This window comes from Methylobacterium indicum (assembly GCF_001043895.1).
Classification (GTDB): Bacteria; Pseudomonadota; Alphaproteobacteria; order Rhizobiales; family Beijerinckiaceae; genus Methylobacterium; species Methylobacterium indicum.
Genome location: NZ_JTHF01000105.1, coordinates 1 through 12,722 on the forward strand (window position 1 = coordinate 1; position 12,722 = coordinate 12,722).

Sequence of the window (12,722 nt, forward strand, 5' to 3'; positions counted from 1 at the left end):
GCGACGCCGGTCGAGAGCAGGAAGCCGGTGAGCGAGCCGACATACGGGATGAAGGTCAGGAGGCCCGACATCAGGCCGATCAGCACGCCGAAATTGAGCCCGACGCACCACAGGCCGACGGCGTAGAAGGTGCCGAGCAGGAGGCAGACCAGGGTCTGGCCGCGGATGAACGCGGTGATCGCCCCGTCGATCTCGCGGGCGAGGGTGCGGGCGGTATCCCGGTGGCGGGGCGGCACCCAGCGGTCGAGGGTGGCGATCATCCGGTCCCAGTCGACCAGGAGGTAGAACGCCACCACGGGCGTCACCACGAGCAGCGAGACGATGCCGACCACCGCCTGGCTGCCCGACCACAGCGAGCGCAGGAAGCCGAGGAGCCAGGCCACCGCCTGCCCGGTCAGGTTGCCGACGGAGGATTGCAGCTCCTGGAACGCGCCCGCGCCGCCGGCCCGCTCGATCAGGGGGCCGGCCCGCTCGGCGATGATCGCCTGGAGCTTGGCGATCATCGCCGGCAGCGAGGCGACGAGGGCGGCGATCTGGTTGGCGGCGAGCGGTACCACCACGATCAGCGCCAGGATCAGCCCGCAGACGAAGGTGGCCAGGATGAGCAGCGTCGCCGCGAGCCGCCCGAGTCCGAGGCGCTCCAGCCGGTCGGCGACGGGATCGAGGGCATAGGCCAGGGCCGCGCCCGCCACGAAGGGCAGCAGCACGTCGCGCAGCTGGTAGAGCAGGAAGACCAGCAGGGCGAGGACCGCCAGGGTGATGGCGGCCCGGCGTTGGATCGGCATCGGTGCGGAACCCCGTCCCCCCACGCGAATCCGTCGCGCCCCGGCCGGTCCGAGATGGAAGCGGTGCGCCGCACGGTCAAGCGGGGCGTGAGGGGGGAGGGCGTGCGCGCGGGGTCGTCCGGAGCGGTTCCGGGGCCGTCGCCGGAGGGCGCGGCGCTCCCGGGCGTGCCCGGGAGCAACGGGAGAGTCGCGTCGCCCGTCAGTGGCCGGCGGGGTGATCGTCGGTGGGCGTCGAGAGGCGCGCGACGTTGTTGCGGACGTGCTCGCGGTAGCGGTCGATCACCGCCTCGGGCGTGCCGCCGCCGAGCAGGGTGCCGGTCGCCTCGAGGGCGGCGCCGATCTTCTCGCTCACCATCCGCTGCGCCTCGACCTGGCCGGCGAGGCCGCCCCAGGCGAGCTTGACCATGCGCAGCTCGATGACCTTCTGGGATTCCATCGCGAGCATCGCGGTCGCGTACCAAGCGTCGAACATCCCGGTCTCCTTCTGCTGGTGGCGGGTCGAGGCCCGGATTCGTCGCCGATCCGGGCCCGGCGACCGGCATCGGGGATGCCGGCCGGGCGTGCGGTCAGGCGGCGCGGGACCGGGACGGCACCACGGTGGCGAGACGGCCCATGCGGCGGGCGAGGTCGGTCCAGCAGGCGAAGGCGGCATCGATCGCCCGGCTCATCTCGGCGGCCTGGAGCTGCGCCAGGTCGCCCGGCGAGCGGACGGTCATGGCCGACTTCCAGAACGCCACGGCGGCCTGGCCCTCGCCCTGGAGGAAGGCCACCAGCCGGCCGTTGATCTCGATGAAGCCCTGCAGGGCGGCGAGCGGCACTTCCTGCTCCGCACTGGACGGCTTCGACGCACCGGCGGCGGAGGCCGTGTCCGGCGAAGCGGCGGGGGCCGGCTCCGCGGCGCTCGCGATAGCCGGCACCTCGGCCGGTACCGGGGCTGACGAGACGGTCTGCGGGCGCGCGGTCGCCTCGTCCGACCCCTGTGGGGCGACGGGCTCGGGCTCCTGGGTCGCCGGCTCCTGCGCCGCAGCGTCATGGGCCTCGGCGTCATGGGCCTCGCCGTCATGGGCCTCGCCGTCATGGGCGGTCGGCTCCTGCGAGGCAGGGACGTCGGCCGACGCCTCGGCCGGTTCGGCGGGGGACTCGGACGCCGCGGCCTCGGTCTCCTCGCTCACCGCGTCGGCGGGCTGGGCGGCGGTCTCCCGCTCGGCGACGGACTCCGGCGCGGCAGGCTCCGGCGCGACGACCTCGGCGGCGTCCGGCGTGGCGGCAGGCGCGACGGCGACGGTCTCGGCGACCGTGTCGGGGGCCGTCTCGGCGGTGCCGGCCGGGCCGGTCTCGCCCTGGACGGACTGGGATGCACCATTCGGGCGCGCGGCCGTCCGCACGGGGGGACGGCGGGGCGGCTTGCGGGTCTTGTCGATGCGGCGCGTGGTCATGGCTCGGCCTCCTGGAGTAGCGGGCGCGCCCGCCCTCACCCGGAGCGGGGGGCGAACGCGCGACACCGGAGCGCCGGCAGGCTCGTCCGGGGCACCGGCGGATCGGCGCGGGCGGGGCCGGACGCGGAAGGCCCGGCGGGCCTCGCGCGGCCCGGCCCGCTGCCGTCATCGGCGCGGGGCGAGGCCTGTCGGCCCCGCCCCGTGGCGGCCTCAGGCCTTGGTCTGGGCCTTGGTCAGGTCGTCCTTGATCGACTCGGACAGGGTGGCGAACTCCTTCGCCTGGGCCTGCAGCGCGCTCATCTGGTTGCGCATGTACTCGCCCTGCAGCTCCAGCGCCTCCTTGACGTCGCGGGTGCGCACGAGCTTCTCGGCGAGGTCGAAGGTCGCGGTGGCGTGCTGCTCGGTGTAGTCGAAGCCGCGGGCCACGGCGGCGCCCATGCCGGTCTGCGAGGTCTGGGTCGAGGTCTGCACGGTTTCGGCGAGCTTGCGGGCGGAGCCCAGGAAGGTGCCGAACGCGGTGCGGGCGTTCTGCACGCCCTTCTCGGCGAAGTCGCGCATCTCGGTCGGGATCTCGAAGGGCTTCTGGGTGCTGCTCACGGGCGTGGCCTCCGGCTTGTCGCTACGCGCGCCGCCCTGAGGATTTGTGCGACGCAGCAATCACGATGCTGCAACGCAACGCAAGAGTCAACGGGTGGTCTCCGGCCGGCTTGTTGCGGACCGAGCCCGCCCTACTGCGTCAGCCGGAATTGCGCGATCGAGCGGCCGATGCTCTGGAAGGCCGGTTTCAAGTCGTCGGCCGTGATCACGTTGTAGAAGAACCCGTCCTTGCTCGCGCAGGACCGCAGCATGTCGGCATTCCCGTCGATCACCCGCACCGTGTAGATGACGATGCCGGCGGTCTTGGCGGCCGTGCAGGCGCTGAGCGTGCGGGCGTCGATGACGCTGTCGTCGACGCAGCCGGGGAGGGCGAGGAGATCGTACAGGAAGTTGCCGGTGCAGGCGACTTTCCAGCGGTTCTGCGTGTTCAGCCCGTCGGTGAGCACGATCATGACCTTCGTGACCCGGTCGTCGGCGAGGCTCGTGGCATTGGCGAGCGGCCCGTAGGGCGTCAGCGCCTCGAGACCCCAGGCCACCCCGACGGTGACGTTGGTGGCGCCGCCCGCGCTCATCGCGTCGATGGCGGCGTTGAGCGTCGCGTAGTCGGTGCCGAGGGGGCGGATCTCCGCGAGCGTCGGCTTGCCGTTCTGGAGCGAGGCGCAGCGGTCCGCGGGATAGGCGGCGGCCCCGGTCGGCTCGGCGTTCGGAGCCTGGACGTCGTAGGGCTGGTCGCGGTCGGTGATGCAGCCCTGCCAGTTCGTCGGCCCGACGGTGCCGAGCTTGCCGTAGCTGAGCCAGCCGGCGCTCGTGACGGCGGTCCCGAGATTGACCTGGGTCGAGAACGGGACCAGCGCGACCTTGGCGTCCGCCCGGCTGACCACGACCTTGTCGAGATAGGCCAGAAAGTCCTTCGCCGCCTGCTTGAGGGCCGGCAGCTTGCCGGCGTCGTTCATCGAGCCGGTATTGTCGAGGACCAGCGCCACCTCCAGCGCCCGGCCGCCGGACATCGCCTGCGACGTGCCGCTGACCACGAGCGGGGCCGGGTGCATCAGGCGCCCGAGGGTCATCTCGACCTGCGCGGTGGCGCTGACCGTCACCTGCGTGCCGGCGCGGGCCGGGGTGAAGCCGGTCACGGTCACGCCGGACTGGGGCGGGAAGCTCGCATCGAAGAAGGCCCGGGCGCGGGCGCGGAACGCCGCCTCGGAGGGCAGGGTCGGCGCCTCGCGGATGACCGCCAGCACCGCGGCGTCGGTGGCGGTCTGGAGCTTCGCCCGGACGGCGGCGGCGCGGGCGTAATCGACCCCCGCCCCGACCAGGAAGGTCACCGGGATCATCGTCAGCGCCATGATCACCGCGATGCTGCCGCGGCGGTCTGATCGGAAGCGGTCGATGAGCCGCATCATGACGGGTCCGCCCCTCCCGGCGCCGGCCTTGCTCTAACAGGACTAGGCCTAACGGATGGGGTGTTAAGCCTTCGTCCCGCGATCTCCCGGCAGGAGCGAAGGTCGCGGTAACCCAACATCAAGGTTTCCCGCCGCGTCGCCGAGCAAGGCCGCGTTAACGAAGATCCGTCATTGTTGCGGACAGTCGTGTTCCCGGGTTCGGGACATCCTCGGCCGCCACCGGCGGCCCTACGAGTATCTGACGAGGACTGCCGATGCGCGCCCTGCGGTTCCGCCCCACGCCCGCCCTTCTCGCGGCCGGCATCCTCGGCCTCGGCACCCTGTCGGGCTGGGGCGCCTACGGGGTGTCCTCGTCGGGCAAGAGCGCCCTGCGGGCCCAGCTGGCGGAGACCGAAGGCCAGCGCGACGCGCTCGCCGCGCGCTTCAAGCAGTTCCAGGACGTCGAGGCCGAGCTGCGCGACCGTCAGGCCAAGATCGCCGCGACCCGCGACGAGATCGCCCAGCTCGGCGCGACCCGCGACAAGGCCAAGGCGCAGCTCGCCACCACGCAGCGCGACCTCGCCGCCCTGACGAAGCGCCTCGACACGGCGCGGGACAAGGTGAACCAGACCGGCAGCATCGCCCCGGCCGCGGCGGCGGCCGAGCCGGCGAAGAAGCCCGCTCGCTGACGAAAACCCGCCGGTCGAAAGCCACCGAAGCCCGGTGACGCCGCGGGTGTCGCAGGCCGGCGACCCGGCCGCTCAGGCCGGGATGGCGTCGAGCACGGCGCCCTGCGGGTGCTGGAGCGCCGTCTCGGCCTCGCGCCGCGACAGGCTCTCCACCAGGGCGGCCCAGCGCATCCCGACCTCGTGCCCGAGGGTGAGTCGGCCCGCCTCGTCGTAGCGGCGCCAGCCGCAGCGCGACGCACCGTCGGCGCCGACCTCGTCGTAGGTCTCGTAGCGCGCCACCAGGCGGTCGCGCCGGTCGTATTCCCGGTGGAACCAGCACAGGCCGAAGACCCGGCCGCCGCGGCCGAGCATGCCGTCGCTCTCCAGCCGGTGCTCGCCCGGGATGCGGAAGATGGTCTCGAAGGCCGGGGGCTCGCAGCGCATGGGCGTCTCCATGGGCGTCTCCGTCGCGGGGGGGTGACGAGGGAGCGGCGCCGAAGGGCCGGGGGCGCCGAAGTAGGCCGGGCCTTGCGGCTGGCCGGAGGTGACGCGCGAGCCAAGGTGCCGTGGGGGGACGGTCCCGGCGCCCGCGCGTTCACTGTTCGTTAGGAATTTGTGCAGTGCGAACGTCCGGCGGTCAAGCCGGACGCACCGCGCGGTCCACCTGCCTCGGCGGCCTCGGGGCCTTACTGGCCCCGGGCGGCGATCGCCTCCGACCAGGCGACGGCGCGCCGAGCCATCGGGATATGCTGGCGCTCGAACATGCGGCCGCTGATCTGGATCGCGCCGCGCCTGGCGTTCTCGGGCCGCTCGAAGGCCTCGATCACGCTGCGGGCCACCGCGACCTCGGCCTCGGTCGGCGCGAAGGCGGTGTTGGCGAGCGCCACCTGGCTCGGATGGATCAGGGTCTTGCCGTCGAAGCCGAGGATGCGGGCCTGCTCGCATTCCTCGCGGCAGCCATCGAGGTCGGAGAAGTTGTTGTAGACGCCGTCGAGGATCGTCAGCCCCTCGGCCCGGGCGCCGGCGAGCGCGGTCATCAGCCAGGGCATCATCGGGGCGCGGCCGGGGACGATCTGGGTCCAGGTGTCCTTGGCGAGGTCGTTGGTGCCCAGCACGAAGCAGGTGAGACGGGTGCCCGGGTTGCGCCGCGCCGCCGCGATCGCCTGGATGTTGAGGATCGCCGCCGGGGTCTCGATCATCGCCCAGATCTTGATGCCGGCGGGCGCGTCGAGGGCCTCGAGCCGGTCGGCGATGTTCTCCAGCACCGCCGGCGAGGAGACCTTCGGCATCAGGATCGCGTCGGGCCCGGCTTCGATCGCCGCCCGCAGGTCCGCCTCGCCCCACGGAGTCTGCGGGGCGTTGACCCGGATGATCAGCTCCCGGTCGCCGTAGCCGCCCTGGCGCACCGCGGCGCAGACCTGCTCGCGCGCCACGTCCTTGGCGTCCGGGGCGACCGCGTCCTCAAGGTCGAGGATCAGCGCGTCGGCCGGGAGGCTGCGCGCCTTCTCGAGGGCGCGCAGGTTCGAGCCCGGCATGTAGAGCACGCTGCGGCGCAGGCGGAGGTCGATCATCGCAGGCTTCCCCAAGGTTCGCGCGGGAGTGTCACGCGCGAGAGTTTCACGCAGCAGTTTTGCGCCCCGGATCCGCCAGGGGAGCCGCGGGGCCGCGTCGCCGCCCTGCTTAGCCGATCGAACCGGCCGCGCCAGCCCGGCGATCGTCGGACGACGAAAGGGGACTTCGCAGGCTCTATTCGGCGGCGATGCGCCGGGGGCCGAGGTCGAGGGCGGCGTGCCCCAGCGTCTCGGCCACTCCCGTCAGGACCCGCGACAGCGCCTCGAAGCCGGGCCGGGGCAGGAGCTTGCGCTCGTCCATGTAGAGGGCGCGGTTGACCTCGATCTGCAGGGCGTGGCGGCCTTGCGCCGGCTCGCCGTAATGCTCGGTGACGAAGCCGCCCGCATAGGGCTTGTTGCGCACCACCCGCAGGCCGTGGCCGCGGAAGGCGGCCTCCGCGCAGTCGATCAGGTCGGGCGCGCAGGCGGTACCGAACCGGTCGCCCAGCACCACGTCGACCACCGGTCCCTCGTCGCGCGACAGGCTCGTCGAGGGCATCGAGTGGCAGTCGATCAGGACCGCGTGGCCGAAGGTCCGGGCGGTGCGCGCCACCAGCTCCTTCAGGGTGCGGTGATAGGGCTTGTACAGCTCCTCGATGCGCGCGAGCGCCTCCTCGACCGGCAGGCGTCCGCGGTAGATCTCCTGACCGTCCGCCACCACCCGGGGCACCGTGCCGAGGCCGCCCGCCACCCGCATCGAGCGCACGTTGACGAAGGGCGGCAGCCGCCCCTCGAACATCCGCGGGTCGAGCTCGTAGGGCTCGCGGTTGACGTCGAGATAGGCGCGCGGGAACGAGGCGCGCATCAAAGGGGCGCCGAGCCCGACGACGGGCGCGTAGAGCCGGTCGACGAAGGCGTCCTCCGAGCGGCGCAGGGCCATCGCGTCGAGCCGCGAGGCCGCCACGAAGGAGGCCGGGTACACCGCTCCGGAATGGCCGGTATTGTAGACGAACGGCAGGGTGTGCCGCTCCGGCTCGTCCACCTGGAAGGGCGGGGCGAACAGGCTGGCGGGGGAAACTCGGCTCATCCGGACGTGCCGGGGCGGGGGGCGGGATGCGATCGCACCATCATCATCCGGCTAATCTGGCGCCCCGGCCCGGGCCTGTCCACTGCCGCGCGGCCCCGGGGCGGCCGGATTCCGCCCGACGATTCCGCTCGACGATTCCACCGTGGACGGAGCGGCTCGGCGGCGCGGCGTCAACACTCTGTTTACCACGACGCCGCTTTATGGAATGAACGCTCCGAATCGGTATCCGGGACTTTCGTTCATGAAGATCCTCCTCGCGGAAGACGACAACGACATGCGTCGCTTCCTCGCCAAGGCGCTCCAGAACGCAGGCTACGACGTGGCCTCGTTCGACAACGGGCTCTCGGCCTATAACCGCCTGCGCGAGGAGCCGTTCGAGCTCCTGCTCACCGACATCGTGATGCCCGAGATGGACGGCATCGAGCTGGCGCGCCGCGCCACCGAGCTCGACCCCGACATCAAGGTGATGTTCATCACCGGCTTCGCCGCCGTGGCGCTCAACCCCGATTCGAAGGCTCCGAAGGACGCCAAGGTCCTCTCCAAGCCCTTCCACCTGCGCGAGCTGGTGACCGAGGTCGAGAAGCTGATGGCGGCCTGATCCGGCCGTCCGGGGGGCGCCGTTCAGGCGCCGCTGGCGTGCCGATCCGCCGGCGCCTATATCGGGTGACGTAACCCAGCAGCGCGAGCCGACGGATGCAGCCGGTCACGATCTACACCACCAGCTGGTGCCCCTATTGCTCGGCGGCCAAGTCGCTGCTGAAGGAGAAGGGCGCCGCCTTCACCGAGATCGACGTCGAGGCCAAGGCCGGCGCCCGCAGCGAGATGGTCGGGAAGGCCGGCGGGCGCACCAGCGTGCCGCAGATCTTCGTCGGCGAGACCCATGTCGGAGGCTGCGACGACCTCTACGCCCTCGACCGGTCCGGTCGCCTCGAGCCGCTGCTCGCCGGCTGATCCTCCGGCCGGGCGGGGCCCGCTCTAGCGGAGCGGGGGCTCGACGGCGTAAGCTTCCCGGATCGTCCCGGAGTCCGCCGCCCATGACCGCTCCCCGCTTCGTCGCCGCCTGCGTGCAGATGCGCTCCGGCCGCGACCCCGCGCAGAACCGCGACGCCGCGGTGGCGGGCATTCGCGAGGCGGCCGGGCGCGGCGCGCAGTATGTCCAGACGCCCGAGATGACCTCGCTCCTGGAGCGGGACAGGCCGAGCCTGTTTCGGAAGATCCGCGCGCCCGAGGACGACGCGACGCTCGGTGCGTTGCGCGACGTCGCCCGCGAGCGGGGAGTCGTGGTCCATGTCGGCTCGCTGGCGGTGACGAACGGCGACAAGGTCGCCAACCGCGCCTTCGTGATCGACCGCGAGGGCGCGATCGTCGCGGCCTACGACAAGCTCCACCTCTACGACGTCGATCTTCCCAACGGCGAGAGCTATCGCGAATCCGCCACCTATACGGGCGGCGACCGGGCCGTCGTCGCCGACCTGCCCTGGGGCCGCCTCGGCGTCGCGATCTGCTACGACGTGCGCTTCCCCGCCCTCTACCGGGCGCTCGCCGAGGCCGGGGCCGAGATCCTGTCGGCCCCCGCCGCCTTCACCCGCCAGACCGGGGAGGCGCATTGGCACGTCCTGCAGCGCGCCCGGGCGATCGAGACCGGCTCGTTCATGATCTCGGCCGCGCAGGGCGGCCGGCACGAGGACGGGCGCGAGACCTACGGCCACTCCCTCATCGTCGATCCCTGGGGCCGGGTGCTCGCCGAGGCCGACGGCAACGAACCGGGGGTGATCCTGGCCGAGATCGACATGGCCCTCGTCGCGGAGGCCCGCGCCCGCATCCCGGCCCTGCGCCACGCCCGCCCCGTGGCGGTCGAGGCGGCCCGCGCCTGACTGACACCGTACGGCGCCTCCAGCGTCGCATCTCCCTCGCAACGGCGCGCCCGCGCACCGATATCCGGTTCCATGATCCGCTACGCCCTGTCCTGCGATTCCGGCCACAGCTTCGAGAGCTGGTTCCCGTCGAGCGATTCCTACGACGAGCAGGCGCGCGCCGGCTTCGTGACCTGCCCGTTCTGCGACAGCGCGAAGGTCTCCAAGCAGATCATGGCGCCCTCGCTCGGCCGCGCCGTCGCGTTGCCCGCGCCCCCGTCCGATGCACCGGCCGCGGCACCCGCGCAGTCCGCGCCGGCCCCCGCCGAGGCACCGGTGAGCCTCGTATCCGAGCCCGAGCGGCAATTGCGGGCGATGATCCGCTCCCTGCACGAGCACGTCGCCCGCACCGCCGACCATGTCGGCGCGAACTTCGCCGCGGAAGCGCGGAAGATGCATTACGGCGAGGCCGAGCAGCGCGCGATCTACGGCGAGGCGAGCCTCGACGACGCCCGCGCGCTCCTCGACGAGGGCATCGCCGTCCAGCCGCTGCCGTCCCTGCCGGACGACCGGAACTGAGTCGTCAGCTCGCCAGAAACAGCACCGAGCGGTCCGAGGCCTCCAGCACCGTCTCGGCGAGCGGCCCGAAGGACGCGGCTTCGCCGGCGCGGCGCGTGACCCCCATCACGATCAGGTCGTGGTCGCCGGCCCGGGCCTGGCGCAGGATCTCGCGCTCGGGCGAGCGGGTCGCCCGGACGTGGGTGCGCACCCGCAGCCCGGCCCGCTCGGCGAGATCGACCACCTCGCGCAGGGCCGCGGCGTCGCCCTGACGCATCCCGGCGAGCCGGCGGCCCGCCCCCCCGCCGTCGGCCAGGAAGAGCACCGAGAGCGGGGCGCTCGCGCCGCGGGCCAGGGTGACGGCGATCTCGGCACCGCGGCGCGCGGCCTGCGTGCTGTCGGTCACCGCCAGGATCCTCAGCGCGGCGTCCGGATCGTCGCGGTGGGCGCCGCGGGCGGCCGCGATGGCGAGCGGCCCGTCGAACCGCTCCGCCGCGCCCGCCACCGCGTCGGTGAGGCCGCCCTCCGGCGCCACGGTGGGGCTGATGCCGACGATCAGGAGATCGTAGCCCTTGGCGGCCTCCTCGCCCACGGCCTCGGCGGCGGGCTCGGGACGAGCGTGTTCCGTCACTTCGACCGGCCCGGTCTCCTCGCCCCGGGCACCCTCCGCGGCGGCCGCCACCGCTCCCGACAGCACGGCCTCCTCGGTCGGCGTCCCGAGCCGCACCACCGTCACCGGCATGCCGCGGGAGCCCGCGACGAGGCCGGCGATCCGCGCGGCGAAGCGGCCTTTCGCCCCGTCGTCGGCGGCGACGAGCAGGCGCTCGAGCCGGGCGACGAAGCCGGTCTCCTCCGCCGCCTCGCGCTCCAGCCGCTCCTTCTCCTCGCCTTCCAGCGGCAGGCGGTGGAGGGCCCAGCGCAGCATCGGCGGCATCGCCAGGGTGGTGATCAGCGCCATCGCGACGATCATCGTGAACAGGTCCTGGCTCAGCGCGCCCATGCCGAGCCCGATCGAGGCGACGATCACCTCGGTCGAGCCGCGGGCGTTCATCCCGCAGGCGAGCGCCAGGGATTCCGGCCGCCGCAGGCCCCCGATCAGTCCGCCCGCGAAGGCGCCGGCGAACTTGCCGAGGCTCGCCACCGCGATGAGCCCGAGGGTGAGGAGCAGCAGGCGCGGGTCGCGCAGGATGGTCAGGTCGGCGCTGAGGCCCGCGAGCCCGAAGAAGATCGGCGCGAACAGGGCGGTGACGACGCCGCGCAGCTGCTCGTCGATCCGGCGGGTCAGGATCGGCGACTGGCCGACCAGCAGCCCGGCCACGAAGGCGCCCAGCACCGTGTGGACGCCGATGGCCTGCGTGACGAGCGCCAGCACCCCCATCAGCACCAGGATCGCGGTGATCACCGCCGCCTCGCTCCTCAGCGAGTCGTTGGCCCAGCGGATCAGCCAGAAGACCAGGCGGCGCCCGACCGTCAGGCTGATCCCGAGGAAGACCAGGGTGCCGGCGAGGCTGCGGCCGACCTCCCACAGATCGATGGTGCCGGCCCGTGCCAGGCTGAAGATCACCGCGATGATCACCCAGCCGATCGTGTCGTCGATGATCGCCGAGGCGACGATGACCTGGCCGACGTTGCGGCGCAAAAAGTTCATCTCGCGCACCACCATGGCGACGATCTTGACCGACGAGATCGCCAGCGCGGTGCCGAGGAAGAGCGAGGTGACGAGGCGCAGCTCCGGATGCGGCAGCATCGCCTCCGGCAGGAACCAGCCGAGGAGGAAGCCGCAGGCGAACGGCACCGCGACCCCGGTGACCGAGACGCTGACCGCCGCGCGCCGGACCTTGCGCACCAGCGCGAGGTCGGTCTCCATCCCGGTCATCAGCAGGAGCAGCAGGATGCCGAGCTGGGCGATGCCGTCGAGGAGCGCCCGCTGGTCGCGCCCGGGCGGAAACAGCCAGTGCTGCACCTCCGGCCAGACCGCCCCGAGGAAGGACGGGCCGAGCAGCAGCCCGGCGAGCAGCTGGCCCATCACCGCCGGTTGCCCGACCCGCAGCATCGCCTCGCCGAGCAGGCGCCCGAGGCTGAGGAGCAGCACGATCTGGACGACGAGAACGACCTCGGACGGGCCGCCGCCCGAACCGATCCCGGCGGCGTGCGCGCTTCCGGCCATCACGAAAGCGGCCAGGGCCAGGACGGCCGAGGCCGGGACGGGGTATGCGGGACGCATACGCCTCACGCGGCGGGTCCGGGCCGGGCCGGAGAGAAGGTCGGTGCCACGCGAATCGCTCGGGTCCTCGCCGGATTGCGGCCGTCAACCGGGCCGCACTGCCCGGGTTCCGGCGGGATCAACGCGGGGAGGCGAGGATTTCGACGGCCGGTTTCCGGTGGCGCGCGAAGCCCCGCAGCGCGGCACGGCGCCGGTGCGGCAGGCGCGGGAGATCGTCGGATGCTCGCCCGGCGTCGGTGGCCGGATCGATCCGGCGGTCGAGCCGGGCGAGAAGGGCTGCGGCCATGACGGCACTCGCCGCGCCGGCCATGGCCCCCGCTGCCGCCGCCACGGCCGGGCCGTCCTCGAGCAGCCAGATCGCGGCCATCATCCCGCCGCCGATCGCCGCCGTCATGGTAAAGAACATCGATCTCTTCCCCTTTGCGGGAAGAAGTCGTTAGGAACTGACAGGTTCGGACGGCCGCAGGAACAGCGTGTACGAATCCTGAATCGGATCGTGGATGGACAGGTGGCACCGGCAGGGCGAGAGATCAGGAGGCAAGGGGATCATTAAGGGTCGGCGCCTAGGCTCCGGGATGGTCA

15 protein-coding genes are annotated in these 12,722 nt (G+C 72.7%); 5 read left to right on the forward strand and 10 right to left on the reverse strand.

Annotation, left to right across the window (positions count from 1 at the left end):
• The 5 genes from QR78_RS12335 to QR78_RS12355 all read right to left on the reverse strand — a co-directional run.
• Positions 1–779 (reverse strand): AI-2E family transporter (locus QR78_RS12335; protein ID WP_048427863.1); only part of this gene is annotated, 779 nt, incomplete at its 3' end.
• 205 nt (positions 780–984) lie between these two features.
• Complete coding sequence (locus QR78_RS12340; protein ID WP_048427822.1) at positions 985–1,257, reverse strand: hypothetical protein; 273 nt, start codon at positions 1,255–1,257, stop codon at positions 985–987.
• Between the two features lie 94 nt (positions 1,258–1,351).
• Complete coding sequence (locus QR78_RS12345) at positions 1,352–2,221, reverse strand: hypothetical protein (RefSeq protein WP_048427823.1); 870 nt, start codon at positions 2,219–2,221, stop codon at positions 1,352–1,354.
• A 210-nt stretch (positions 2,222–2,431) separates the two neighbouring features.
• Complete coding sequence (locus QR78_RS12350) at positions 2,432–2,818, reverse strand: phasin (protein WP_274534413.1); 387 nt, start codon at positions 2,816–2,818, stop codon at positions 2,432–2,434.
• Positions 2,819–2,949: 131 nt separating this feature from the next.
• Positions 2,950–4,221, reverse strand: a complete 1,272-nt coding sequence (locus tag QR78_RS12355) for a TadE/TadG family type IV pilus assembly protein (protein WP_048427824.1) — start codon at positions 4,219–4,221, stop codon at positions 2,950–2,952.
• 254 nt (positions 4,222–4,475) lie between these two features.
• Here QR78_RS12355 and QR78_RS12360 point away from each other — a divergent pair, with 254 nt between their 5' ends.
• A complete protein-coding gene (locus tag QR78_RS12360) occupies positions 4,476–4,889 on the forward strand; it encodes a lipase chaperone (protein WP_048427825.1) in 414 nt (137 codons plus the stop codon).
• A 72-nt stretch (positions 4,890–4,961) separates the two neighbouring features.
• Here QR78_RS12360 and QR78_RS12365 read toward each other — a convergent pair whose 3' ends face one another.
• The 3 genes from QR78_RS12365 to QR78_RS12375 all read right to left on the reverse strand — a co-directional run bounded on the left by QR78_RS12365 (position 4,962) and on the right by QR78_RS12375 (position 7,505).
• Positions 4,962–5,324 (reverse strand): hypothetical protein, encoded by a 363-nt coding sequence (locus QR78_RS12365; protein ID WP_244276540.1) that lies wholly within the window; start codon positions 5,322–5,324, stop codon positions 4,962–4,964.
• Between the two features lie 230 nt (positions 5,325–5,554).
• Positions 5,555–6,439, reverse strand: coding sequence for an HpcH/HpaI aldolase/citrate lyase family protein (locus tag QR78_RS12370; RefSeq protein WP_048427826.1), 885 nt, complete (start codon positions 6,437–6,439; stop codon positions 5,555–5,557).
• Positions 6,440–6,614: 175 nt separating this feature from the next.
• Positions 6,615–7,505 (reverse strand): N-formylglutamate amidohydrolase, encoded by an 891-nt coding sequence (locus tag QR78_RS12375; protein WP_048427827.1) that lies wholly within the window; start codon positions 7,503–7,505, stop codon positions 6,615–6,617.
• 241 nt (positions 7,506–7,746) lie between these two features.
• On the opposite strand from QR78_RS12375, the gene cpdR reads away from it, so the two are divergent.
• The 4 genes from cpdR (at position 7,747) to QR78_RS12395 (ending at position 9,937) form a co-directional block, all read left to right on the forward strand.
• Positions 7,747–8,103, forward strand: a complete 357-nt coding sequence (cpdR, locus tag QR78_RS12380; RefSeq protein WP_048427828.1) for a cell cycle two-component system response regulator CpdR — start codon at positions 7,747–7,749, stop codon at positions 8,101–8,103.
• A gap of 95 nt (positions 8,104–8,198) precedes the next feature.
• A complete protein-coding gene (gene grxC / locus QR78_RS12385; protein WP_048427829.1) occupies positions 8,199–8,456 on the forward strand; it encodes a glutaredoxin 3 in 258 nt (85 codons plus the stop codon).
• A gap of 83 nt (positions 8,457–8,539) precedes the next feature.
• On the forward strand, positions 8,540–9,379 hold the full coding sequence (locus QR78_RS12390; protein WP_048427830.1) for a carbon-nitrogen hydrolase family protein: 840 nt from the start codon (positions 8,540–8,542) through the stop codon (positions 9,377–9,379).
• A gap of 72 nt (positions 9,380–9,451) precedes the next feature.
• Positions 9,452–9,937: a DUF1178 family protein gene (locus QR78_RS12395; RefSeq protein WP_048427831.1), complete on the forward strand. Its 486-nt coding sequence runs from the start codon at positions 9,452–9,454 to the stop codon at positions 9,935–9,937.
• 4 nt (positions 9,938–9,941) lie between these two features.
• Here QR78_RS12395 and QR78_RS12400 read toward each other — a convergent pair whose 3' ends face one another.
• On the reverse strand, positions 9,942–12,140 hold the full coding sequence (locus QR78_RS12400; RefSeq protein ID WP_048427832.1) for a cation:proton antiporter domain-containing protein: 2,199 nt from the start codon (positions 12,138–12,140) through the stop codon (positions 9,942–9,944).
• Positions 12,141–12,258: 118 nt separating this feature from the next.
• Complete coding sequence (locus QR78_RS12405; RefSeq protein WP_125901242.1) at positions 12,259–12,534, reverse strand: hypothetical protein; 276 nt, start codon at positions 12,532–12,534, stop codon at positions 12,259–12,261.
• Positions 12,535–12,722 lie beyond the last annotated feature (188 nt).